General features: G+C 33.4%; 19 protein-coding genes. 13 read left to right on the forward strand and 6 right to left on the reverse strand.

The genetic code is table 11. The features are described from left to right. Positions 1–424, reverse strand: a 424-nt coding sequence (locus tag K345_RS21780; protein ID WP_037573198.1) for a hypothetical protein, incomplete at its 3' end; no start/stop codon positions are given. Positions 425–738: 314 nt separating this feature from the next. On the opposite strand from K345_RS21780, the gene K345_RS0118050 reads away from it, so the two are divergent. From K345_RS0118050 to K345_RS0118085, 8 genes are read left to right on the forward strand one after another with little or no spacing between them, the layout of a single operon-like run. Then, complete coding sequence (locus K345_RS0118050) at positions 739–1419, forward strand: tetratricopeptide repeat protein (RefSeq protein ID WP_028975357.1); 681 nt, start codon at positions 739–741, stop codon at positions 1417–1419. 1 nt (position 1420) lies between these two features. Continuing rightward, on the forward strand, positions 1421–1918 hold the full coding sequence (locus K345_RS0118055; RefSeq protein WP_028975358.1) for a hypothetical protein: 498 nt from the start codon (positions 1421–1423) through the stop codon (positions 1916–1918). Position 1919: 1 nt separating this feature from the next. Beyond that, entirely contained in the window at positions 1920–3293 is a 1374-nt protein-coding gene (locus tag K345_RS0118060; RefSeq protein ID WP_028975359.1) for a TolC family protein, read from the forward strand. Further along, positions 3290–4633, forward strand: a complete 1344-nt coding sequence (locus K345_RS0118065) for an efflux RND transporter periplasmic adaptor subunit (protein ID WP_028975360.1) — start codon at positions 3290–3292, stop codon at positions 4631–4633. The genes K345_RS0118060 and K345_RS0118065 overlap by 4 nt, the downstream gene beginning before the upstream one ends. Beyond that, complete coding sequence (locus K345_RS0118070) at positions 4620–6107, forward strand: Ig-like domain-containing domain (protein WP_028975361.1); 1488 nt, start codon at positions 4620–4622, stop codon at positions 6105–6107. The genes K345_RS0118065 and K345_RS0118070 overlap by 14 nt, the downstream gene beginning before the upstream one ends. Continuing rightward, positions 6104–7675 (forward strand): Ig-like domain-containing domain, encoded by a 1572-nt coding sequence (locus tag K345_RS0118075; RefSeq protein ID WP_028975362.1) that lies wholly within the window; start codon positions 6104–6106, stop codon positions 7673–7675. The genes K345_RS0118070 and K345_RS0118075 overlap by 4 nt, the downstream gene beginning before the upstream one ends. Continuing rightward, entirely contained in the window at positions 7668–10640 is a 2973-nt protein-coding gene (locus tag K345_RS0118080; RefSeq protein WP_028975363.1) for an efflux RND transporter permease subunit, read from the forward strand. The genes K345_RS0118075 and K345_RS0118080 overlap by 8 nt, the downstream gene beginning before the upstream one ends. Continuing rightward, complete coding sequence (locus K345_RS0118085) at positions 10618–13533, forward strand: efflux RND transporter permease subunit (protein ID WP_028975364.1); 2916 nt, start codon at positions 10618–10620, stop codon at positions 13531–13533. Before K345_RS0118080 ends, K345_RS0118085 begins: the two co-directional genes overlap by 23 nt. Here the strand turns inward: K345_RS0118085 and K345_RS0118090 are convergent. Together K345_RS0118090 and K345_RS0118095 are read right to left on the reverse strand one after the other, a co-directional pair. Then, complete coding sequence (locus K345_RS0118090) at positions 13526–14887, reverse strand: tetratricopeptide repeat protein (protein ID WP_156888470.1); 1362 nt, start codon at positions 14885–14887, stop codon at positions 13526–13528. The genes K345_RS0118085 and K345_RS0118090 overlap by 8 nt on opposite strands. 41 nt (positions 14888–14928) lie before the next feature. After that, complete coding sequence (locus K345_RS0118095; RefSeq protein WP_028975366.1) at positions 14929–15126, reverse strand: hypothetical protein; 198 nt, start codon at positions 15124–15126, stop codon at positions 14929–14931. Positions 15127–15223: 97 nt separating this feature from the next. Here K345_RS0118095 and K345_RS0118100 point away from each other — a divergent pair, with 97 nt between their 5' ends. From K345_RS0118100 to K345_RS0118110, 3 genes are read left to right on the forward strand one after another with little or no spacing between them, the layout of a single operon-like run. Continuing rightward, positions 15224–16471 (forward strand): mechanosensitive ion channel family protein, encoded by a 1248-nt coding sequence (locus tag K345_RS0118100; RefSeq protein ID WP_028975367.1) that lies wholly within the window; start codon positions 15224–15226, stop codon positions 16469–16471. Further along, positions 16471–17355, forward strand: a complete 885-nt coding sequence (locus K345_RS0118105) for a GRP family sugar transporter (protein ID WP_028975368.1) — start codon at positions 16471–16473, stop codon at positions 17353–17355. The genes K345_RS0118100 and K345_RS0118105 overlap by 1 nt, the downstream gene beginning before the upstream one ends. 26 nt (positions 17356–17381) lie before the next feature. Further along, positions 17382–17558, forward strand: coding sequence for a hypothetical protein (locus K345_RS0118110; protein ID WP_156888471.1), 177 nt, complete (start codon positions 17382–17384; stop codon positions 17556–17558). Here the strand turns inward: K345_RS0118110 and K345_RS21785 are convergent. Together K345_RS21785 and K345_RS0118120 are read right to left on the reverse strand one after the other, a co-directional pair. Further along, complete coding sequence (locus K345_RS21785) at positions 17555–18217, reverse strand: lysophospholipid acyltransferase family protein (RefSeq protein WP_053228452.1); 663 nt, start codon at positions 18215–18217, stop codon at positions 17555–17557. The two genes, K345_RS0118110 and K345_RS21785, sit on opposite strands and share 4 nt — an antisense overlap. Before the next feature lie 21 nt (positions 18218–18238). Beyond that, positions 18239–19261: a diacylglycerol/lipid kinase family protein gene (locus K345_RS0118120; protein ID WP_037573203.1), complete on the reverse strand. Its 1023-nt coding sequence runs from the start codon at positions 19259–19261 to the stop codon at positions 18239–18241. A gap of 46 nt (positions 19262–19307) precedes the next feature. Between K345_RS0118120 and K345_RS0118125 the strand changes: the two genes are divergently transcribed. After that, the gene (locus tag K345_RS0118125) at positions 19308–20138 is read left to right on the forward strand and encodes a CvfB family protein (protein ID WP_028975371.1); all 831 of its coding nucleotides are present in this window, start codon (positions 19308–19310) and stop codon (positions 20136–20138) included. Next, complete coding sequence (locus K345_RS0118130) at positions 20131–20700, forward strand: hypothetical protein (RefSeq protein WP_028975372.1); 570 nt, start codon at positions 20131–20133, stop codon at positions 20698–20700. Before K345_RS0118125 ends, K345_RS0118130 begins: the two co-directional genes overlap by 8 nt. Here K345_RS0118130 and purB read toward each other — a convergent pair. Beyond that, a complete protein-coding gene (gene purB / locus K345_RS0118135) occupies positions 20676–22100 on the reverse strand; it encodes an adenylosuccinate lyase (RefSeq protein ID WP_028975373.1) in 1425 nt (474 codons plus the stop codon). The two genes, K345_RS0118130 and purB, sit on opposite strands and share 25 nt — an antisense overlap. Positions 22101–22144 lie beyond the last annotated feature (44 nt).

Consider the following 22144-nt stretch of genomic DNA (forward strand, 5'->3'; position numbering starts at 1 on the left):
TCCCTTCATCATCTGTTTGATAGAGGTATTTTAGGTTCTGCTCATCAATGGTGCTTAGCAAAGATCCTAATTCAGGCCCATTTAGATTAAGAAAAAACTGTTTTGACAAATACTTTATAAGACGTTCTTCAACTATCTCATTTAGATTTTGCTCAAGCGCGTTCTTTTCTCCCTCAATATCAAGGTCTTCCCCTTGAACTACTGTTAATTCCTGTTCCCATTTTGCGACAACCGCTTCAACTCCATACTCGGCTAAGCGAAACCAATCATCTTGTGTCTGTTGTTGATCGGCTTTGTCCAAATACACTTCTAATAAAGAGGAGTCATAGTTTTGTGAAAGGTCATATTGGCTTTGTCCATATATTGAGTTTACACTTATGATTAACAGGATTATAAATAGGAGAATTGAACTTTTCTTTTTCATTTGTTGCCCTTTTTACAAATCAATTTATATTGTTATATAATTAGTTACCATAATAAACTTAATCCAAAGACTCAATCAAGAGATATAATTGCACGATCTTAAAAAACATTATGTATTCCCACAAAAAGAAATACTATCCACAATAGACTATTGACAATTCATATTATGTGTATGCTAAATTAAGTAGCTTTTATTTATGTAAACTAAATTATTTAATTATGAATTAATAATCTGAGCACAACTAAATTCCTTACTAATTATTCTATAGCATTGTTGCTGAGGTTTTGTTTATAAAAAAAGGGAGTCATATTAAAATGATCTCAAAAAAAAAATGGATATTCATACTAGCAATTAGTTCACTTGTATTTATAGTCTTGGGAACAATCCTGTTATTATCTTCTCCTCAAGTAAAACAAGAAGATATAAGTCATTACTTTGAAGCAAAGAAAAGCTATACGATAGGTGATTTATCAGGTTCTATTAAAACGTTGGAAGTACTTAATAAAAAAAGCCCCCATTTCTATCAAGCAAAGTTTCTTTTGGGCAAATGTTACTATATGACAGACCAGTATGAGAAATCAGAAAAAATTTTAACCAAACTAATGAAGGATAATCCTTCCTATTTGGAAGCAGGAGTTTGGTTATCTAGAACTTATATCCAATTAAATCAGATTGATGAGGCTCAAAAGGAAGCAGAGAACCTATTATCATATAATTCCGATGACCCTAGACTTCTAGGTCTGATGGGGAATATTCTAGAGAAAAAAGGAGATCTGCATAAAGCCATCGATTATTATCAAAGAGCCACATTGTATGAAGAAGAATTAGCTAAAAACAGATTATATCTTAGTCAGATATATTCACGACTAGGTGTTTATGATAAATCCTTATCAGAGTTAAAAAAAGCGAAGTCATTACTTGAGAATGATAGTCCCTTAAATAAACCAATAAAAGTTCTTCAAAATAAATTAACTTCAGTTCTGGAGAGTGAATAGAATGGTAAAAATTATAAGAAGTATAATATTATTATTAGTTACATCATCTGCTTTTACCGGTTGTATGTTTTTTTTACCAAATGTAAGTATTAGTAGTTATTATCCCAAACAACTGGACAATTCAATCAGACTAGGAACTATTCTTATTGAACCTAGCCATACACAAACAGAGGTAATGAAAGATCTACCCGATGTTATAAAATCTGTAGCAAGTCAGAATGAATTAACTGTAAATTCTGAAGTTATATCTGATTTAGTTATGAATGTGTCCCTATATCGGAAACCTTATTATAAGAAATTCAAGCAATATGAATCTGTAACAGTGATTGTAGATATCGTAAAAGATTCTACTGAAGTGGCTAGTGTCATATATACTGACGATATAACCACACCACTTGAATCCTTTTCACAAATATATCGAATTTTTGACATACTCATGAAAGAACTCAATAATGAATTTCTGAGAATACAAAAAGAAATAGAAAAAGGTAAAATATAAAATGAAAAGGCCCATAGGGCTTGTATGTCTCATATTCATATCGGTTAGTCTTTTCCCTCTAGAAGTTACACTGGATGAATCTGAGGCAATGGCTCTCAATAACTCACAAGAACTAAAGAATCAGCAAAGTTCAATGGAGATCTCCCATTTTTCATATCAATTGGGTATTAGAAATTTTTTCCCACAATTCTCATTTACCTATAGTAATAGTAGACAGACTCGGTACAACTCAACGGATTCTGACAGTATTCAACTAGGCGTAAACATAGATCAACCAATCTTTGATGGAGGAAGAACCCTAATCCAACGTGAATTAACAGGGATTCAGCTAAATTTACAATCAGCCAATTTAGAAAAGCAAAGAGATTCCATTAGAAATAGTGTATGGCAGCTATACCATCAGGTATATATAACACGACAAAAGTTAGACTTACAAAGAGAGTTATATAAAATTAGTGAAGAACAACTTGATATAACACAAAAAAAATATGATATCGGTAGTATTACAGAAATTGATCTCGTTGAATCTAAAATTGAAGTACAAAGCCTAGAGATAGATATTGTAGCAACAGAAAACCAATATCATAGTTTACTATCCCAACTGAATAGCCTATTAGGTCTACCAGTAGAAACGGAATTGGTTTTATTTTCATCAATTGATACTGAATATACAGGGATATCTCTTAGTATTGATGATAAAGACTATTACTACAATATTGCATTATCCCGGAATTTAGATATCAAAAGTGCACGAGTCGAAACCACCCAAGCAAAAGCACAATATGATATAGCTACACGATCCCTAATTCCTACAATTTCACTAGAAGGTGGTGTGAATTTCTCCGGAGAACAATTCCCCTTACAAACTCCTTCCTATAATGCAAAATTAAATATTCAATTTCCATTTAAAGCCGTTCCTGTTACTACTAGTGTAGCTTTTAGTTCAACCCCAAAGGTCGAATATTCTTCAAGTAATAGTTACTCAGTAACGCCATTAAGCGATATGAGCTTTTTAGTTGATAAGAAATCAGCAGCTATTCAACTTACCTCATCAATGCAAAAGGAACAGGATACTCAAAATAACCTTATTTTTAATATTGAAGAACAGTTAAAGGACCTTAAACAAAAAAGGTCATCCATAATTCTGAATAGAAAAGCTTTATCCTTACAAAAACAAAAACAGGATATTTTGGCTGTAAAATATAAACTTGGTGAAGTTAAAGAGCTTGATTTACTTAAAAGTAATATTGATTACTATAATCAAGAGATTGCAATATGGCAAAGCATACTAGAACTTATCTTAAGTGAAAGGGCTTTTGAGCAATTGTTGGGCTTAGGATTAGGAGAATTATCAAATTTGGGAGTTCAAAAATGAAAAAAAAATGCTTGTATTTTTTTTCTCTCTTAATGTATATATCTTGTTCTGACGCAAATGAAAAAATACCCGATGCCAATACTGTTGTAAAAACTCAGGTCAGTACAATTAAGACAGTAGAAAAAGAAATCATTCCTACATTAACCTCTTTTGGCAGTATATCCTTTCGTTCAAAAGCAGATATTACTTCAACAGTAGATGGAACATTAACAAAAATCCTTGTTGAAGAAGGAGATGTGGTGAAAAAAGGTCAGCTCCTTGCCACATTATCTAATATTCAACTTAAAATCAGAAAAGACCAAGCCCAATCTTCTCTTGAATCAGCAAAATCAGCAGTAGAACTCGCAGAGACGAAGCTCTATGAAGGTAAATTACAAATAGAATCCCGTTTAGTAAGCTTGGAAAAATCTCAACTACAGCTCAAGCAAAAGGAAAGAGAGTTCGAGCAAATAGGGAAAAATCTAGCTAATCAAAAAGAACTATTCGCTATTGGGGGAGCAACAGAAGAAGATATTATCTCATTAGAGCTGAGTTATAGCGCTTCAGAAACTGAACTACTAGGACTTAGAAAGGACTTATCCATACAAATGGTTGGTCTTAGAGATGAAGACATTCTTAATTATGGGTATTCAGTTCCAGAGGATCAGGATACACGTATTGAAATTCTTAAGGACATTAATACACGTACCTTACTAGCAGAACTTAATGTATCTAAATCCCAACTTAATACAGCAAAAACAGAACTACAGTCTGCAATAGAATTAATGCAAGAACTTAATTTGAAAGCTCCAATTGACGGTATTGTCGGCGCAAAATATTTGGAGTTGGGAGAAAGAGTCAAGGCAGATACAAAGGTATTTACAGTATTCGATTCTACAATGGTTGACATATCTTTTCCAGTACCAGAAAACAAAGGAATTTTACTAACAAAAGGATTAAAGGTAGAAGCAGTTGTTGATGCACTTGATAACTCGAAATATGAAGCATCTATAAGACAAATATCACCTATGATAGATCCCCAGTCCGGTAATATTACGATAAAAGCTTCCCTGTCGAATAGAGAGGGACTCTTCAAACCTGGCATGTTTTCGAGAGTCAAAGTTGAGTATGGAAATAAAAGAAAAGCTATCCTCGTTCCTGAATCATCTATTGTACAAAAAAAAGAAAATAATGCTGTGATCTTTTTGACAGTTAATAATCATGTTTTTAAGAAACAAGTTGTTTTAGGTGAAGAGTTTAATGGGAATATAGAAATTATTGATGGTATAAAGAAAGGAGATCTGATAATTGATAATCCCTCTCCCCTATTAAGGGAAGGAGAAGAAGTTGAAATCAATTAATTATCTATTGTTCTTCTCTTTTCTTATTTTACAATCCTGTAATATAATTGATCTAACAGAATTAAATGTATCTTATTATCCTTCGGAAAGAGATCAGATTATTAAGGAAGATAGTACTCTATGGGTATCTTTTTCAGAAGAAGTTAACAAGGATGACGCAGAAGAATTATTACAACTTGTGGGACCAAACGGTATCATTGAAGGTGATTTTTATTGGACAAACACTAAACTCAATTTCAAACCTTATCAAAGTTTAATTACTGGATATAGATACAATTTTAAGTATCAAGGGGAACTAGAGACCTCTTCAGGCCTTAATTTTTCTGTTAATTCCGATATTCCATTCTATGCAGGGACAAATGAATCATTACCTGTTTTAATAGACTATTCCCCTTTTTCCGGTGCAATAACTAACGTTTATGAACCAATAAAATTTAAGTTTAGTAAAGCAATGAACACTAAATTGTTTGAAGAATATTTTTCTGTAAACCCATCTTCTGAATTAGACTTTTCATGGGATGATGATAAGACAACAGTAACTATTAGTCCCAATAAAAAATGGACAAATTTAAGTTTACTTGAATGGAAACTTCCAACAAAAATTACAGATTCTACTGGGGAACCATTACCAATAGAATATAGTGATAATTTCTTAATCCAGTTAGATACAACCTCTCCAGAACTTATGTATATAGTGCCATCAATACTCAACACGACGGGACAATATTCTGCACTAACCAATTTATCACTTGAAGATGTTGAGAATAGTAATGATATTTATATTGAGTTTGATGAGGGCATAGATTTTTCTAGTCTCTCATCTGCTTTTTCTATAACCCCCGATATGGATGGACATATTAAACAACTTTCGAATTCCAAGTTTGTCTACATTAAAGGGAATGATTTTGAGCCAGACAAAGAATATTCAATTACAATAGAAAAAGGTATGACAGATTTATCTGGCAACAAAATACCTGCAGATCTAAACTTTACTTTTAAACCTAATATACCTCCCATCGTTATAGAGGATATAAGTATTATTTACAAAGGTGGGAATATATCTATATCTGATGCACAATTCAATTCAACAAAATTAATCCAGATGCCAGCATCTTTTACATATTTTGGGTCAAACGAAAAAGACTATGCGTTGCAATTCGTTATAACTATTAACACTAGCTATTTAGAAGAGGAAATCTTAGCAAAACAAAACCTTATACAAACAATAGGCTGCGAGTTAACATTTCCTCAAAGTCAGAGTTATTCATCTCCATATCTTTACAATAGTAATTGGAATGCATCTGGGAACAGTATAACTCTAGAGTTTAGAGGTTTTGCTATCGCTACTAATGATGAGCCTATTTACTATAAATTTAATATGGCAAGCGGAAGTAGTTCATCTGCAAATAAATCAGGTTCTTATCTTTTAGATGACGTGTACTTTTATTTCAATGCACAGGGAATGAACCCATGAGAAAAATGATAGTCCCTATTATAGCTATCTGCTTTGTTTCTATTATGTCATGTGATCTTTTTAACATGATGAACTCTGAATACTTGGAAGTAACCGATTGGTCTCCTAAGCAAACTAGTATTACTGATAATTCTAACATTGATATATATGTAGGTTTTTCAAAAGCACCAAAGAAAACTATAACAGAAGAAGCGTTTTCACTAACTTATGATGGAATAGAAGTTCCAGGAAGAAAGATTTGGAAAGATGATAAGACACTAAGGTACAACTTATATCATCCTTTAGAGGATGGAAGAGATTATATTTTGAAGGTATCTACAAATGCAGAGGATAAGGACGGGAATTCATTAAAACAGGACTTCTCTTTTAGGTTTAGTACAAAAATTTCACAAAATAGACCTAAAGTGTTAGGAATAAATCCGAGTCCATTTTCAACTGTTAATGATTCATTATCTCCGATAACAATAAGCTTTGACAAAAGTATGAATTATACAAGTGTGATAGACAGTTTTAGTATATCACCCAGTGTAAGCGGGTATTTTACTTGGGATAAAAACCAACAAATTTTCACCTTTAACCCAAAGGAAGAATATAAATATCAAGAAGAATATACTGTGACTTTAGCCTCTTCTTTGGAAGATAAAGATAAATGGAATATCGGTTATGATTTTACATCATCATTCAATGTTGGGATTGACACTATTTATCCTCAGATAAGTGCGGTATCGGATTCAACTAACTCTTTCTTTATGCGGCTAGAGAATGAAGAGGATGACGAATTTACAGTTACAAGAGATTGGGAAGTAAATCGGGACATATATATTCAATTCACAAAGTCAATGGATCGGAACAAAACCAAAAATTCTTTAGTAATAGAGCCACAGACCGCGTATGATATCACTTGGGATCATAATACCAATGGCGATGTCATGATAATAGAATGGAAAGAGCCTTTAAAGTATGGAACTATTTACACTATGAGAATAACAAATTCTGCCCTTGATATTTACAATAATAGTCTAGTCAAAACAGCTGTTTATAATTTTGAATCTAATGGTCATTCTTCTATACCTCCAGAACTGATAAAACTGGTTTATATCAAAGAACCGATGACTAATCCTTTTAGAGAAGAAGTACTTTACAATAAAAATACCCCTTCAGAGAATAAAGTTGATTTTATATTCAGTAATAAAGATGAGATTAATGATGGTTCACCATTAAAAGTCTGTTTTGATTTTTATTTTTCCTTAGCAGATGATGCATACATTAATTTGTTCTCTTTTATGGAAAATTTTGCAGTATTACCACAAGATAGCGCATTAACATTTACACCAACTAAAGTAATTGCACAAACAGATACTACAGTACCAGATTTTGGAGGAAGTATATCACCTATACTCACAGACTCAAATGGTACTTATATAATTGCTAGGGTTTATGGCAATATTGATGATTCGGATATTGATGTTGGGATGGTTGACTTCAAGGTGTATAAAGATTTTGAAGATACACTTGGTAATAAAATGTCTGAAGATTGGTACTGGCAGGTGTTTGACAAAGATGAATAGTTTAATCACATTAAGCATAAAAAGACCAATAGCAACTATAATGTTTTTTCTAGCAATATTTATCTTGAGTCTTTGGGCTATGAACCAAATGTCAATTGATTTTTTGCCAGAAATTGAAGTCCCCAAATTAACCGTAGTTACAAGTTACGGAGGTCTTCCAGCAAAAGAAGTAAGAGAATTAATTACAATACCATTAGAAGATTCTTTTTCTTCCTTAAAGGGAATCAAACATATTAATTCAATTTCACGTGATGGATTAACAATTATAGAGCTTGAGTTCCATTGGGGTACAGATATGGTTCTGGCTGGTGTTGAGACAAGGGAAGTTATTGATTTGGCCTATTTGACCTTACCTGATGATGCCTCAAAACCACAAGTACTTCCTGTTGATCCCAATGATAGGCCTGTAATCTCTATTGGTATTTTCCCCAAAGATGGGGATTTAGCATTAGCACGAAGAATCGCTGAGAGAGAAATCAAAACAAGATTACAAAAAAGTACTGGAGTTGGAACAATACAAATATCTGGTGGATTAATTGAACAAATTCATATATCGATTGATCAAGATTTTTTAATGGCAAAAGGCTTAACACTAACGGATATATCACAGGCATTAGCCTCTACGAATATTAGTTATCCTGCAGGTGTGATCAATGAGGGAGCAATTGAGTATATAGTAAAAACTGATGGTAAAGCAAAAACTATTAATGATATTAAAAACTACTATATACAATCTCAAAATGATTCAAATCCAATACAAATCAAAGAACTTGGTTCTGTAAAAACAGCATATGATGAACAACATTCTGTTTTTATGAGTGACTATTCAGAGGGAGTTTTACTATCTATAAGAAAACAATCTGGAACAAGTCCTATTGTAATGTCAAAATCGGTCAGAACGGAGTTAGAAAACTTAAAACGATCATACGGAAATATATTAGAATTTAATATTATTGAAGATACCTCTCTGCTCGTAAAAGAATCAATAACAAATTTGGTATATTCCGCTGTTGTTGGAGCATTATTTGCCTTTATAATTTTATTACTCTTTTTAAGAAACTTACCTAATAGTCTATTATTAATTATTAGCTTACCTATTTCTATATCATGGGCAATTTTTCTATTAGCAATGACTGGTCGTGGTTTAAATATAATGAGTTTAGGCGGACTCGCCATGGGTATTGGTATGTTAGTTGATAATGCTATTGTAGTAATGGAAAGATTATCAGATCTTGAGAACAAAAACACGGACAATATTATATATTCAACAACATCCTTAGCAAATTCTTTGGTTGGGTCAACAATAACAAGTCTGGTAGTATTTATTCCTGTGTTATTTTTACCTGGGGTCTTAGGTACTTTGTTTTCAGATTTAGCCTTCTCTGTAATATTTTCATTAAGTGCCTCTTTAGTTGTCGCAATAACCTTAATTCCTGTCCTATTTAAATTGTGGGGTAAAACTGGAGCCCCTACAAAGAGAAATTCAACAAAGTCATATGTTTGGCAAAAAATATTTAAGATATCTTTTCGAAAACCCATATTTACCATAGTTTTCGTAATAATATTATTCATCAGTGGAGGTATCTTATCCACAACGCTACCTATTGAGTTTTTACCAAGTCTGAATTCAGGTACTGCATCTGTAAAATTAGAAATGCCACCTGGTACATCCATCGATTATATGAAAGATATTGGCAAGGATTTCATGAGGCAAGTTAAGAATATCGATTATATTACTAGTTTTAGTTTTGAAATTGGCGGGGAAACAAACGATCCATATTACTTATCCAATAAGGAAGCAAGTACAGAGATAATAACTGGAGTCATTACTTATAACAAGAATAAGACTACTTTTAAAAAAATACGTGACTCTATCACACAAAGTATTTTATTAAACCAAGGCAAATTACTGATCTCTGAGCCTACAGATCTTTTATCATCTATCATAGGAATTGATTCAGGACGTGAAATTTGGTTAGCAACAGGTGAATCACCAGAAGAAGCCCGAAAAAAAGCAGAGAATTACATATTAAAACATAAAAATTGGCAAATATTACCTGCAGATAAAAAAACACGAATAACATTATACCCAGATAGAGAATTATTGGCTAAAAATAATTTAAGTGTATCTACCCTATCACAGTTTATTGGTGCTTCATTATTTGGATCTATACAATCATCATTCTATTCAGAAGGAAGAGATGTTGATATCAAAGTACAATTAGATGAAAAGAATAGAGATTCAATACAGAAATTAAGAAATTTTAGCATATTTAATCAAGAGGGAATTAGATATAAATTAGAAGACCTAATTCAACTCAAAGAAGAAAATAGCCTGCCTTATCTGACGAGGTTTGATAGACAAGATGTTTCAGAAATTTTGTTTGCTGAAAAAACGACTAAAGAGCAAAAGGAATCTTTATATAATCTAAATTTTATTTCTGCTGGACAATCACTTATAAATGAAAATATATCAACTATTATTTTAGTGTTTTCTATATCATTACTACTTTTATATCTAACATTAGGAGCCCAATTTGAATCGTTTATTCTACCAATTATTTTATTACTAACCTTGCCTCTTGGTTTTACAGGGATTGCCTTTAGTCTATTTATAGGTAGAGCCAGTATAAATCTAAACTCAATTTTAGGTATATTAGTACTCATGGGAATTAGTGTTAATAATTCAATATTATTATATGAAACATTTATAGCACGATTCAAAGAAAGCAATAATATTTTGCAATCAATTTATATTGGTACAAAATCAAGAATTAGACCAATAATGATGACTATGCTAACAACAACTCTTGCATTATTACCAATGGTCATAGACCCAGCAGGAACAAATACCCAAAGTTCAATGGCATTAGCAATAATTGGAGGACTCTTAATATCTACGTTATTAAGTTTAATCGTGATACCACAGGTATTTTATAGATATGAAAATAGAAAAAATTCTTAACAGTTGGTATGATAAACCTGTAACCCCTAAACTATTCTTTATCTCTATCTTATTTTTTGGGATTATTGGTTTAATTTATACAGAGCTTGGTGGGCAACAACCATCTGTACAAAAGTCCTTTTCCATTATAACTCAACACTATGGAATAAACAGTGAAGAGATTGAACGAACTATTACGATACCACTAGAAGATACAATCGGATCAATTACTGGAATTGAATCTCTCAAATCTTCCAGTGAATTCTCAAAATCTAGAATAGATATAATACTCAGGGAAGAGATCGATTCTACCAACTTTTATCTTGAATTAAGGGATCGAGTTGATAGAGTTTATGCGAACATGCCTTCTTCTGTACAAAAACCAAGAATTGTCACCAGTAATTCAAATCAAAGATCTTCATTTATAATTAGTTTTGAATCAGAGATAATGGAACCTACACAGCTGAGACAGTATGTTGAACACAATATAAAGCCAGCTTTTGAGAAAATACCAGGTGTAGGTGAGATTGAAATTGGTGGAGGAGCTCAAAAAGAAATCCATATTCTAGTAAATGAAGAGAAAATTACATCTTCAAACTATAGTCCTGATCAAATAGCTTCTTTTATACAAGAACAAAATATCTATACTCCACTTGGCAACATTAAAACTAATAAAAATAATATACCTGTTAGTATTGATGGAAGATTTAAAAATATTTCTGATTTTAAGAAGCTTATTCTTAATCAACAAGGAAGTACTATAAACTTAGATGAAATATCAAATGTCACTTTTGGTTATAGAAATCCTGAGAGTATAAGTAGGGTTCAGGGATCAAAAAAAATCACACTATACATTAAAACCGGTGGTGAAGCTAACATAGTGTCTTTATCAAAAAAAATTAACTCAGAAGTGGTAAAATGGAACAATAAAGGGCTCCAGACCAACTTGATATACGATCAGGGTGAAAAAATGTTTGAAGCAATAAAACAGGTTATACTTTCCATTTTTATAGGAATGTTAATTGTTAGTTTATTTATTTTCATTTTCACAGGGGATTTCTTAAAATCTTTATTATTGGCTTTAACACTGCCTATTACAGGACTAATAACTATTGGAATATTCAGTATTTTTGGATACTCGATAGACAACTATATTCTAGCAGGAATAGCTATAGCCTTAGGGATTATTATTGATACTGGTATCATCATTACAGAATCAAATTTCGTAAAATCAATCCCGGCTCTTTTATCCTCTACACTAACATCGATAATTGTTTTATTTCCTCTTATATATTTACGTGATTCAATACTAGGTGTAGCCAATATCAGTTTAGCCCTATTAGTAATGATCATAACCTCTTTATTAATGAATATACTATTTATGCCTTACTTTTATAGAAACAAAAGCAAAACCATTTTTAACTTAAAATCTATATCAAAGTTAAAGTTTTATATAATGAAGGCGTGTAGTTTCTCTTATAAAAATAGCAAATTAGTATTAATATTAACGACATTTCTTTTAGGAATAGCCATATTTATTATGATTGATAATGGTACACAATTTGAAAACATATTAAAAGAACCAATTGTCTTTGCACATATTGAAATGGAAAGCGGTACTAATTTAAAGACTGTAGATAAAAGAGTAAATGACTATATAGAAATATTAAAAAAACACCCATATATTACACAGATTGAGTCAATATCGAGACGAGATAATGCACAACTAACAATCAAATATAATGAAAAGAAGATAGCTGAAAGCGACCTCATTAAATGGATCAAAGATACTTCCAACTCTATTCCTGAAGGCAGCTTGTTTATCCCCGAAAATAATAATAAAAAATTGATCAATCTTGAAATTACATTAACAGGTGAAGACAATTTAGAATTAAGACGTGTAGCCAAAGAGACTTTAAATAATCTAATAAAACAAGATTGGGTAACTGAAGGAGTATTGCATTTCAAAGAGGCTCCGCCTAGTTATGTATTTGATATTGATAACAATCAGTTTCCTATTACTGGTATTTCTACTAGTGACATATCCAATAGAATAAGATGGGATTTACAAGGGCCCGTTGCTGATAAATGGTTAGATAAAAATGACGAAATAGATGTTCGCATTATGGGAAACAATTATACAGATAGAACAATAACGGAAATAAAGGAATTACCATTTTTAAATAAAAAAGATTCAGGAGTTCCTTTACGTACAGAGCAATTAGGAACTTTTAATGAAGATATAGAACCTTCTAGAATTTATCGAAACAATAGACAAAGAAGTGTTAGTTTTTCAATTTCTATTAAAAAAATGAACATAGAAAAAATAGAAAACTTAATCTGGAACGTTTTAAACAGTCAGCAACTAAAACCAGGTTATGCATTCAAACTTAGCGATACCATATATAAACAACGGAAACAAATGTATAAGCTTTGGGTATTGCTAGGACTAGCTCTTTTTCTAATCTATGCTGTTTTAGCTAGTGAAGCAGAATCTTTTATTTCACCGCTTGTTATTATTTCTTTTATACCCATATCACTAGCTTTTCCTATTACTGCCTTGAAGCTCATATCACAACCAATAACTACTTCGGTAATGATTGGTTTCATTGTATTAACAGGTATGGCAGTAAACAATGCTATCTTGATTATTGATCAGTATAAATCTAATTATTCTAAAACCAATCTCAAAGATGATCTTATATTTGCAATATCTGTAAGATTGAAACCACTTTTACTCACTTCGGGTACAACAATACTAGGATCTTTACCACTACTATTTAATAATCCAGGAGACTTTTCATTTTTAAATGCACTTTCTTTTGTCATGCTTTTTGGTGTATTAGGATCTCTTTTCACATCACTTGTTTTTCTACCGGCAATCACTCGATATTTTCCTAAATCTCTTAATTAGCAGCTAATATTTCTTCTAACCTAGTTTTTAGTATTCCTGTTGATTCATCTTTAACAAGCTCTAAATATTTTTTCACTTTAATATCACTCTTTTGAAGCAATTTTAACTTCTCAATCGCTTCTTGTGTAGAATACACTTTAGGTAAATTAAGAAAATGTACCAAGGGTCTAAGAATCTCTACATTCTGATTACCTATATAATTTGATAGGATGGACTGTACTTCTTGAGGAACCAACATGTACGTGGCAAACTCTTCAGAGACTCCATTGTTTTTAGCTATAGATTCTCTATATTTGTTAGCTGTATTAGTTTCTGAATATAATATTCCAAGTTCATAGAATCTTAAAGGTATGTCTTGATTTAAAGAAGTTCCCATATCAATCAAGTTCTTCCAAAAGATAGGATGGTTGTAATAATATGGGATTAAATTAATAAATTTATTATAATCGGAAAGGTTAAACTGATTGATTTGATTCAAACTTATTAATTCTATAAAATCTGTAACTAGATTATCAGGAACTTTCTTGATAATGGATATTACTTCATTGTACTTCTTATTTTTGTAGAATGTTAAAAGATCAACAACTTCATCTGGAGAGCCTTCAATTGTTTTTAACTTGCTAATATAGGCCTCCATAGACTGTTCATCGATATACTGTAAGGATAATTGATAATCCATATCGATATAACTATAAAGAAGTGATTGAGTAGCGTTACCATTTAATCCAGATATCAATGAAAGCTTTAATCCTAAACTGGGTTGATACCCATTCCTCTTCCAATAATCTAACCACAATTTATAAGCATAATTTGTTTCTTCTTGATTGATAGCTAATTCAGATAGAAAATTCCAATCATCATATTTCATAAGATTCACGTTATTATTGTACACATGCTTCATTCTTTCAAAAGCTTCAGCATTCTTGTTAAATTTTACCAGAGATCTTGCAATTATAATGTTAACACCTGCAGAATCATTTTTATCATTATCCAAAGCCTTCCGACCGAAATCTATAGTATTTGTGTAATTATTCTTTCTATATTCAAGTGAAGATAAACCTGCATATAACTTATACGTCCATACACTATCGGAATCAATCAATTCTTTCTCAGCGGCCGATAGAGATTCTTCTGCTTCGGCCAGTTTTGAATCTAATAGATACCTTAAGCCCAAGTCAGTATTAATATAGAAACTATTTGGATTTTTTTCTTTCATTTTCAATAAATAATTAAAATATTCCTGTTTAGAACTTTGGGAATATTCATCTTGTAATTTCTGTTTAATTACATTTTCATTGCTACAAGAATTCAAAATAATGGTAATAATCAATATTTTTAACACAATCTTTTTCATATCTTTCATTATACATCATATTTAAACCTTGTCCTACCTGTTTATTTACCCTTCAAATGCTTCGGAATCATCCGATTCCGGGCGACCTTAAAGGCGAACTTCATTATCTTCTCAGTAGAAACGTCAGGACCATGTTTCTTTTTCATAATAAGAACAATGGCTTCCAAGGCATCCTTGCTCAAAGTAAGATAAATAAACCTATCCCTCTCTTCTGGTGTCATATCTTCCCATTCTACCATGAAAACCTCCTATATTTTGTGTATAAAGGGTTAGCTTTTACTACTATGATAGTATAAATTATTCTTTACGAATCGTCAGAACAAAAGGATGAATAGCGTGACAGAGACAATCGAACAATTTCTACAGAATTTGGGTTTCACTACTCAAATGACCCAACTTGCCATAAAAACAGCTCTTGGACTTCTGTTGTTGGTGTTCATGTTCATTTTAGACTTTATATCTAAAGCCTTTATTAATAAAGGACTATCGAGCTTTGTCAAAAAAACCAAGAACACCTGGGATGATATGATCCTTGAATCAGGAGTGTTAACCAGATTATCTCATATCATACCTGCATTGGTTTTATATTCAGGAATTGGTCTCATACTCGATTCTGATAATCTATGGACAGATATCATACAAAAAGCATCTATGGTGTACATCCTGCTCATGATTGCACGGGTCATTAGCCGTGTACTGGATGTAATTCAGAACATCTACAAAGGTTATACCATATCTAAACGAAGACCGATAAAAGGTTATCTTCAACTGGCAGATATATTTATCCATTCTGTTGTTTTAATCTTATCTGTATCTTTAGTAATGGATCAAGATGCAACAGTACTTCTTAGTGGATTAGGAGCGTTAACAGCGGTCATTATGCTGGTATTCAAGGATTCGATTTTAGGTTTAGTCGCTTCAGTCCAGTTAACAGCAAATAACCTGGTTCAAATTGGGGATTGGATCGAAATGCCCAAGTACGGAGCTGACGGGGATGTTGTTGATATAACGCTTCAAACTATCAAAGTACAGAATTGGGATAAGACACTGGTGACCATTCCCATTTATGCTTTGATTTCAGATTCCTTTAAGAATTGGAGAGGAATGTCTGAATCAGGTGGCCGTAGAATCAAGCGTTCCCTTAATCTGGATCTTAGCTCTATTAAGTTTTTAGATCAGGATTTATGGGATAGATTAGAAAATATAGAATTATTAAAACAATATTTGCATAGAAAACAATCAGAATTAAGCAAATATAATGAAGGAAAAAACACTAAAAGTCGTTCTAATTTACGTAGCCTGACAAACATTGGAACCTTCAGAGCCTATGTGGAAGCTTATTTAAAAGATCATACCCAAATTAATCATGGTATGACTCTGATGGTTAGGCAGCTACCGGCTACATCGGAAGGATTGCCTTTGGAGGTTTATGTTTTTGCGGGGACAACCGTATGGGCTGATTATGAAAGTCTACAAGCGGATATATTCGATCACCTATATGCAGTGTTACCGGAATTTGAATTAAGACCCTATCAAGCCCCATCTGGCTGGGATTTGCGTCTCTATCATCAAGGAGATATTTAATGTTAACATTTGTTGCTATTATTGTAACAGCTATTGCTTGGGGTATATGGGTACCTCTAACACATAAAGTAAAGTTTCCCTCAAGTTATACCAGGGTATTTTATGTCGCTATAGCGAACCTTATACTGGCCTTTTTTGTAGCCAGGTTTTCCCCATATTGGGCTGAATTGACTCCTAGAGTTATGATTTTCTCTTTTATAGGAGGAATTATTTGGGCTATTAGTGGTGCCTGTGCTTTTTATGCTTCTGAAAGAATAGGAATAGCGAAGGCCAATGGAACCTGGGCACCATTGAATATTGTGTTTTCTATCACCTGGGGGATTTTGCTATTTGGTGAGTTTCTTGACCTTCCCACACCAATTAAATTATTGGCTTTACTAGCTGTTATCATCATCATTGCAGGTATCTTAATGATTATTACTGCCTCTGGTGGTAAAGCAACAAAGTCCATGAACTCTTTCCTCCCCTACCTGGCAGCTATAGGAACTGGTGTACTGTGGGGAACTTATTTTATCCCTATCCGACTCACCCAAGCTAGTACCTGGGCGGCAGCCTTTCCTTTAGGTATAGGTATTTTGGTGGGAAGCTTAATATTTGTTATTATTAGCAGATCCTCCCTCAAGCTGGAAAAGACAAAAGATTATGCCATTACAATGACATCAGGTTTATTATGGGGTATTGGTAATTATTCTTCCCTTATCCTAATGGAGCGAATTGGTACAGGCAAAGGTTATACTATTGCCCAAATCTCATTAGTCATAAATGCTTTGATTAGTATCTTTATTTTTCACCAACCTAGTCCTAAAACCAAAGAAGCGTTAAAGACAGTCATAGGGATATTAGTGGCTCTTGCAGGTGCGATTATTTTGGGGAACTTGAAATAATAGATCGATAGTATTACACTATGAGTATGGAAATAGCACAAAACCCTGTTGAATCTGCTTCTATAGCGATGAAGCAGATCTTAGATTCAGCCCAAACTCAAAGTAGTGACTTATCTAATAAGCTGCTGAAAGTTAATGTTCAGCAGCAAATTGATGTTAGTCAGCTAGCTTATATGGGTAACACAATAGACTTGTACGCTTAAACAAACTTTAAGTAGTTAGTTGTCTTTTGAGACATATCTGAATAATAACCTCTGTAATCTTCTGGTAGGCACTCGGCTATCTGATACATGACTTCGTCTACGACCTTTTTTCGTAGCTCTTGAGACATCTTCTCTTCTTGAATATCGATAATAAAAGGTTTGCCGATTTTTATAGTAATCTTGGTACGCCGAAGCCTTTTCATATTATATTTGAGGTTCTCACCACCCCAATGAACAACAGGAATAATGGGAACTCTGCTTTTCTCTGCTATAACAACAGTGCCTGGTCTTCCTTTTAAAAGCTTTCCATTCTTGTTACGAGTTCCTTCAGGAGATAGACTAAAAAAAGCACCCTCCTCTAAGGATTCCATGGCCTTACGCATGGCACCAACGTCAGCAGCTCCCCGCTTAATAGGAATAACATGCCAGGCTTTCATTAAGCTTTTTACCACAGGAACTTTCCAAAGCTCTGCTTTGGCCATTCCTATAATGGGTCTAGGTTGTAAGGATAAGTATAGTAGGGGCACATCAAGAAAGTTAATATGATTACCAGCCAGTATGTAGGGACCTTCCAATGGCAAATTAACTAAATCGCTATCGTCAATCTTGCATAAACATTTCAAAAAAAAGTTAATAATACCATTTATGATTTTTATCACTCTATTATCCTTTATATTCTCTTAAGTAATATCTAAGACTCTTATACCTGAAGGTACGATTTTCATGGTAAGGGGAAAATTCTCTTTATTAATCCATAGGGTATCCCCGTCCCTATTTAAAAGAATACGACCGTCATATTGAATGGTTATTTCTTCTGATTCATAAAAGTTTGTTTCCTTTATATTCCTATGAGCTCCTGTATAAAAAGCTCCCTTGATCATAATACGGCGAAGTATACTTCCCCAGTTTACAGCTAAAAAATTATTTTGATCAGGAAGGATCTTCATCTGATTACCATAGGTTCGATTTCCTGTGACTCCCATACAGGCAAATAAGAATCTGTCCTTTATTTCTTTTATTCCATCCAGTGTTTTTACTGAGATCTCCATAGGACGAATAGAAACAAAGAGGTCATAGAATATGGTAGATAGATCAACAGCTATCTTATAAAAATTACCGGGTATTCTGCTTTTCATAATATTGGTCATATGAGTAACAAAGGCATCCAATCCAACAGTACCAATATTAAAAGCATACTGAGTCTCTAGTTTAGGTCCATCAATTTTAATGGTTCCCAACTCTTTATGATCCTCTTTATGTAGCAAGCCCACCAGGGACTCTTTAAAAGTATTAGCATCTAATCCATCATTGCCAGTTCCCATGGGGACTCTAAATAACCACAAATTATTACGCTTGCTTAAGGGAAGACTCATTAATCCAGTACAGAATTCCATACTGGTACCATCTCCTCCCATAAGGAAAACAATAGTTTCCTCCTCACAAGAGAGCCCTATCTCTTTGGATATTAGGGAGGCATGTCCCGGACTGGTTGTTTTTATCACCTTCCATTCGAAATCAACCTCTGGCCTATCCTTTGATTGCTCTAAAATACTTAGTAATTCTCTGTGATGTTTAGCCAAGTGTTTGAATCCTCCAGCTATGGGATTCATTACCAAATAGACTTTATGGAACGATTTTTTGTGAATGATCTGGGTTTTTGCTAAAAACAAACGGAAATCATTAAGGAATTCATCAATGCGCATTGCACAAATGTACAATAGGTTTTATTTTTCACGCAAGAGGAATGAGATGGAAATTGGTAAAGTAAACCTACTGACAGTAGAAAGAATAAAAAAAGACGGGGCAATTCTAAAAGGTGTAGAAGATACAGTGTTTTTGAATCGGAAAGGATTCCCTAAAGTAATGAAAGAAGGAATGACCTTAGAAGGTTTTATTTATAATGATGGAAAAGAAGGAATAGCTGTTACTTTAAAAAAGCCTTATGCACAGTTAGGTGAAGTAGCCATTATGACAGTAAAAGAACTCACAGATTTTGGAGCCTTCCTAGATTGGGGAATTTTCAAGGATCTTTTCCTCCCTAAAAGGAATTTTGCATTTCAACCAAAGGTAGGAGAGAGAATACTTGTTAAAATCATCATGGATTTTGAAGGAAAAGGACTCATTGCTGAAGCTCGTATAGAAGAGATTGTAGAAGAAGCACCTCTGGATATACCTCTGAGACAAAAAGTTCCCTGTTTAATCTATAAAGATACAAGAATAGGCTATCAATGCCTTGTAGACAACAAATACCAGGGAATGCTCTATAAAGATGAAACTTTCGAACCTTTATTTAGAGGAATGACGAGGATGGCTTTTATTAAGAAAGTTCGGGAGGATGGTAAACTGGATATGGCTATACAGCAACCTGGGTTTCAAAGTGGAAAAAACGATGAAAAAGAAAAAATACTTACTCAATTACTCAAATCAGGGGGACATATCTACTTAACAGATAAAAGTGATCCGGATCAGATAAGACATCAATTGAAAATGAGTAAGAGAAATTTCAAAGCTGTTGTCGGAATGCTTATGCGTGAAGGGAAAGTTACACAAGACGAAAAGGGAGTACATCTCTGTGATTGATAGTCACATAAGTGGCGTATTAGCAGGTCATTGGATTGGGCTTTGTCTTCAACCCCATTCTACATCATGGGAAGATGTACATCTTTTGCTAAAAGATCCTTCCCACTATCCCTTAACGAACCCTTTAATGAAAGGGGATTTCCTTCATTGGTTGGATCATGATAATCGCCTGAGAACCTACTTTGGTTTTTACCTTTTAAAAAATAGCTTAGTCATTAAACCCTCTGATATGGAAATATTACTGGGACATAGTTATATGAAAAATGAAGACTTTTACAACTATAGAATGGATCTTGAGAAAAAAACCTTACAAGGGCTTCATAATAAAATTATAAAACTAGTCAAAAAGCATGGAGGAGATAAGCTGCTTGATAGACCTGAAGAAAAAAAAATGCTTAAGAAACATTTAAGAGTTCAAAATAAACTTCTTGTCAAAGTAGCCAGTTTATCTATGGAACATGATGACAAAAAAATAACTTCCCTCGTTGATATTACTAAATCAGAACTGAGGGAAGCTATCATAACAATTAATAATTATTACAGTATGTCACCAGGAGTATAATCTCGTCCTTCCGGATATTTTATGAGCCATTGGTTTACGTCTTCTTTAAACCGTTCTACTTGCTCCATTGCCCCACCTACTAATTCAGCACCTCGATTAATAACAGCCTCTAATTCTGTTTGTGATAAACCCAAACGTGAATCGGCAGCTAATCTTTGAAGTAAATCGTTTTGAGTAATAACCCCATTGCGCAAGTCTAATACTGTAGATACAGCATGTTCTTTGATAGCTTCATGAGCTAATTCACGTCCCGCCCCCTTCTTGACGGCTTCCATTAATATGGTTGTTGTTGATAAAAAGGGAAAGTAATGATCATTCTCTTGTTTAATAATGGCAGGAAAAGTACTCATCTGATTGAGAATAGTAAGGAAAGTTTCAAATAAACCATCTAAGGCATAGAAACTGTCAGGAAGAGCCACTCGACGGACAACGGAACAGGAGACATCCCCTTCATTCCATTGATCTCCTGATAATCCAGCCAGCATATTTAAGTAACCATTAAGTATAATGTGGAATCCGTTAACTCTTTCACAGGAACGGCTATTCATTTTATGAGGCATTGCGGAAGATCCCACCTGTCCTTTAGCAAAACCTTCACTGGCTGTTTCATTTCCTGCCATGATTCTTAAGGTTTTAGAAAAGCTGCTTGCTCCTGAGGATATTTGATACAAGACACTGACGACTTGATAATCCAAACTACGAGGATAGACTTGGCCAACAGCATTAATTGTGGAAGCGATACCTAAGTGAGTAGCTATTTTACTCTCCAAAGCTTTAATTTTGTCATGATCACCATCAAATAAAGTCAATTGATCCAAATAAGTACCAACGGCGCCTTTGATACCACGAACAGGATAAGACTGAATTAAATTATCCAGAGAAGTGAGGGCTAATAGTATTTCCTGACCAAACATTGCAATTCGTTTACCGAATGTCGTTGGCTGAGCGGCAACGTTGTGAGTTCTGGCGGTTATTATCTGTTCACTATGCTGTTCTGCTAATTGGGCTAAACGATTTAAAGTAGCTAGGGTCTTTTTCCGAACAACCTTCAAGGCCTTAAAGATTTGAAGCTGCTCTACATTCTCTGTAAGATCCCTACTGGTCATCCCTTTATGAATATGTTCTGCACCAGCTAACTCACAGAATTCCTCTATACGGGCTTTGACATCATGTCTTGTTATCTTTTCACGAGCTTTAATGGATTCCAAATCAACTTGATGCTTAACATTTTCATAGGATTCAATGATTTGATCATCAACATCTAGTCCTAATTCCTTCTGTGCCCGGAGAACAGCAATCCACAACTCCCTTTCCAGTACGACTCTTCCTGTACTTGACCATATATTTTTCATTTCCTGGGAGGCATAGCGATCTGCTAAGACATTTACAATGGGATCCATATAACATTCCTCTATTATTTGATTATTTGTAGGTAGGCATACGT

The sequence above is a fragment of the Spirochaeta cellobiosiphila DSM 17781 genome, assembly GCF_000426705.1.
Classification (GTDB): domain Bacteria; phylum Spirochaetota; class Spirochaetia; order DSM-17781; family DSM-17781; genus Spirochaeta_E; species Spirochaeta_E cellobiosiphila.

Excerpts from the sequence above, each read along its gene's own strand:
- K345_RS0118050 (WP_028975357.1), top strand. The coding sequence starts at position 739 with ATGATCTCAAAAAAAAAATGGATATTCATACTAGCAATTAGTTCACTT.
- K345_RS0118055 (WP_028975358.1), top strand. The coding sequence starts at position 1,421 with ATGGTAAAAATTATAAGAAGTATAATATTATTATTAGTTACATCATCT.
- K345_RS0118060 (WP_028975359.1), top strand. The coding sequence starts at position 1,920 with ATGAAAAGGCCCATAGGGCTTGTATGTCTCATATTCATATCGGTTAGT.
- K345_RS0118065 (WP_028975360.1), top strand. The coding sequence starts at position 3,290 with ATGAAAAAAAAATGCTTGTATTTTTTTTCTCTCTTAATGTATATATCT.
- K345_RS0118075 (WP_028975362.1), top strand. The coding sequence starts at position 6,104 with ATGAGAAAAATGATAGTCCCTATTATAGCTATCTGCTTTGTTTCTATT.
- K345_RS0118080 (WP_028975363.1), top strand. The coding sequence starts at position 7,668 with ATGAATAGTTTAATCACATTAAGCATAAAAAGACCAATAGCAACTATA.
- K345_RS0118085 (WP_028975364.1), top strand. The coding sequence starts at position 10,618 with ATGAAAATAGAAAAAATTCTTAACAGTTGGTATGATAAACCTGTAACC.
- K345_RS0118090 (WP_156888470.1), bottom strand. The coding sequence starts at position 14,887 with ATGAAAAAGATTGTGTTAAAAATATTGATTATTACCATTATTTTGAAT.
- K345_RS0118095 (WP_028975366.1), bottom strand. The coding sequence starts at position 15,126 with ATGGTAGAATGGGAAGATATGACACCAGAAGAGAGGGATAGGTTTATT.
- K345_RS0118105 (WP_028975368.1), top strand. The coding sequence starts at position 16,471 with ATGTTAACATTTGTTGCTATTATTGTAACAGCTATTGCTTGGGGTATA.
- K345_RS0118110 (WP_156888471.1), top strand. The coding sequence starts at position 17,382 with ATGGAAATAGCACAAAACCCTGTTGAATCTGCTTCTATAGCGATGAAG.
- K345_RS0118120 (WP_037573203.1), bottom strand. The coding sequence starts at position 19,261 with ATGCGCATTGATGAATTCCTTAATGATTTCCGTTTGTTTTTAGCAAAA.
- K345_RS0118125 (WP_028975371.1), top strand. The coding sequence starts at position 19,308 with ATGGAAATTGGTAAAGTAAACCTACTGACAGTAGAAAGAATAAAAAAA.
- purB (WP_028975373.1), bottom strand. The coding sequence starts at position 22,100 with ATGGATCCCATTGTAAATGTCTTAGCAGATCGCTATGCCTCCCAGGAA.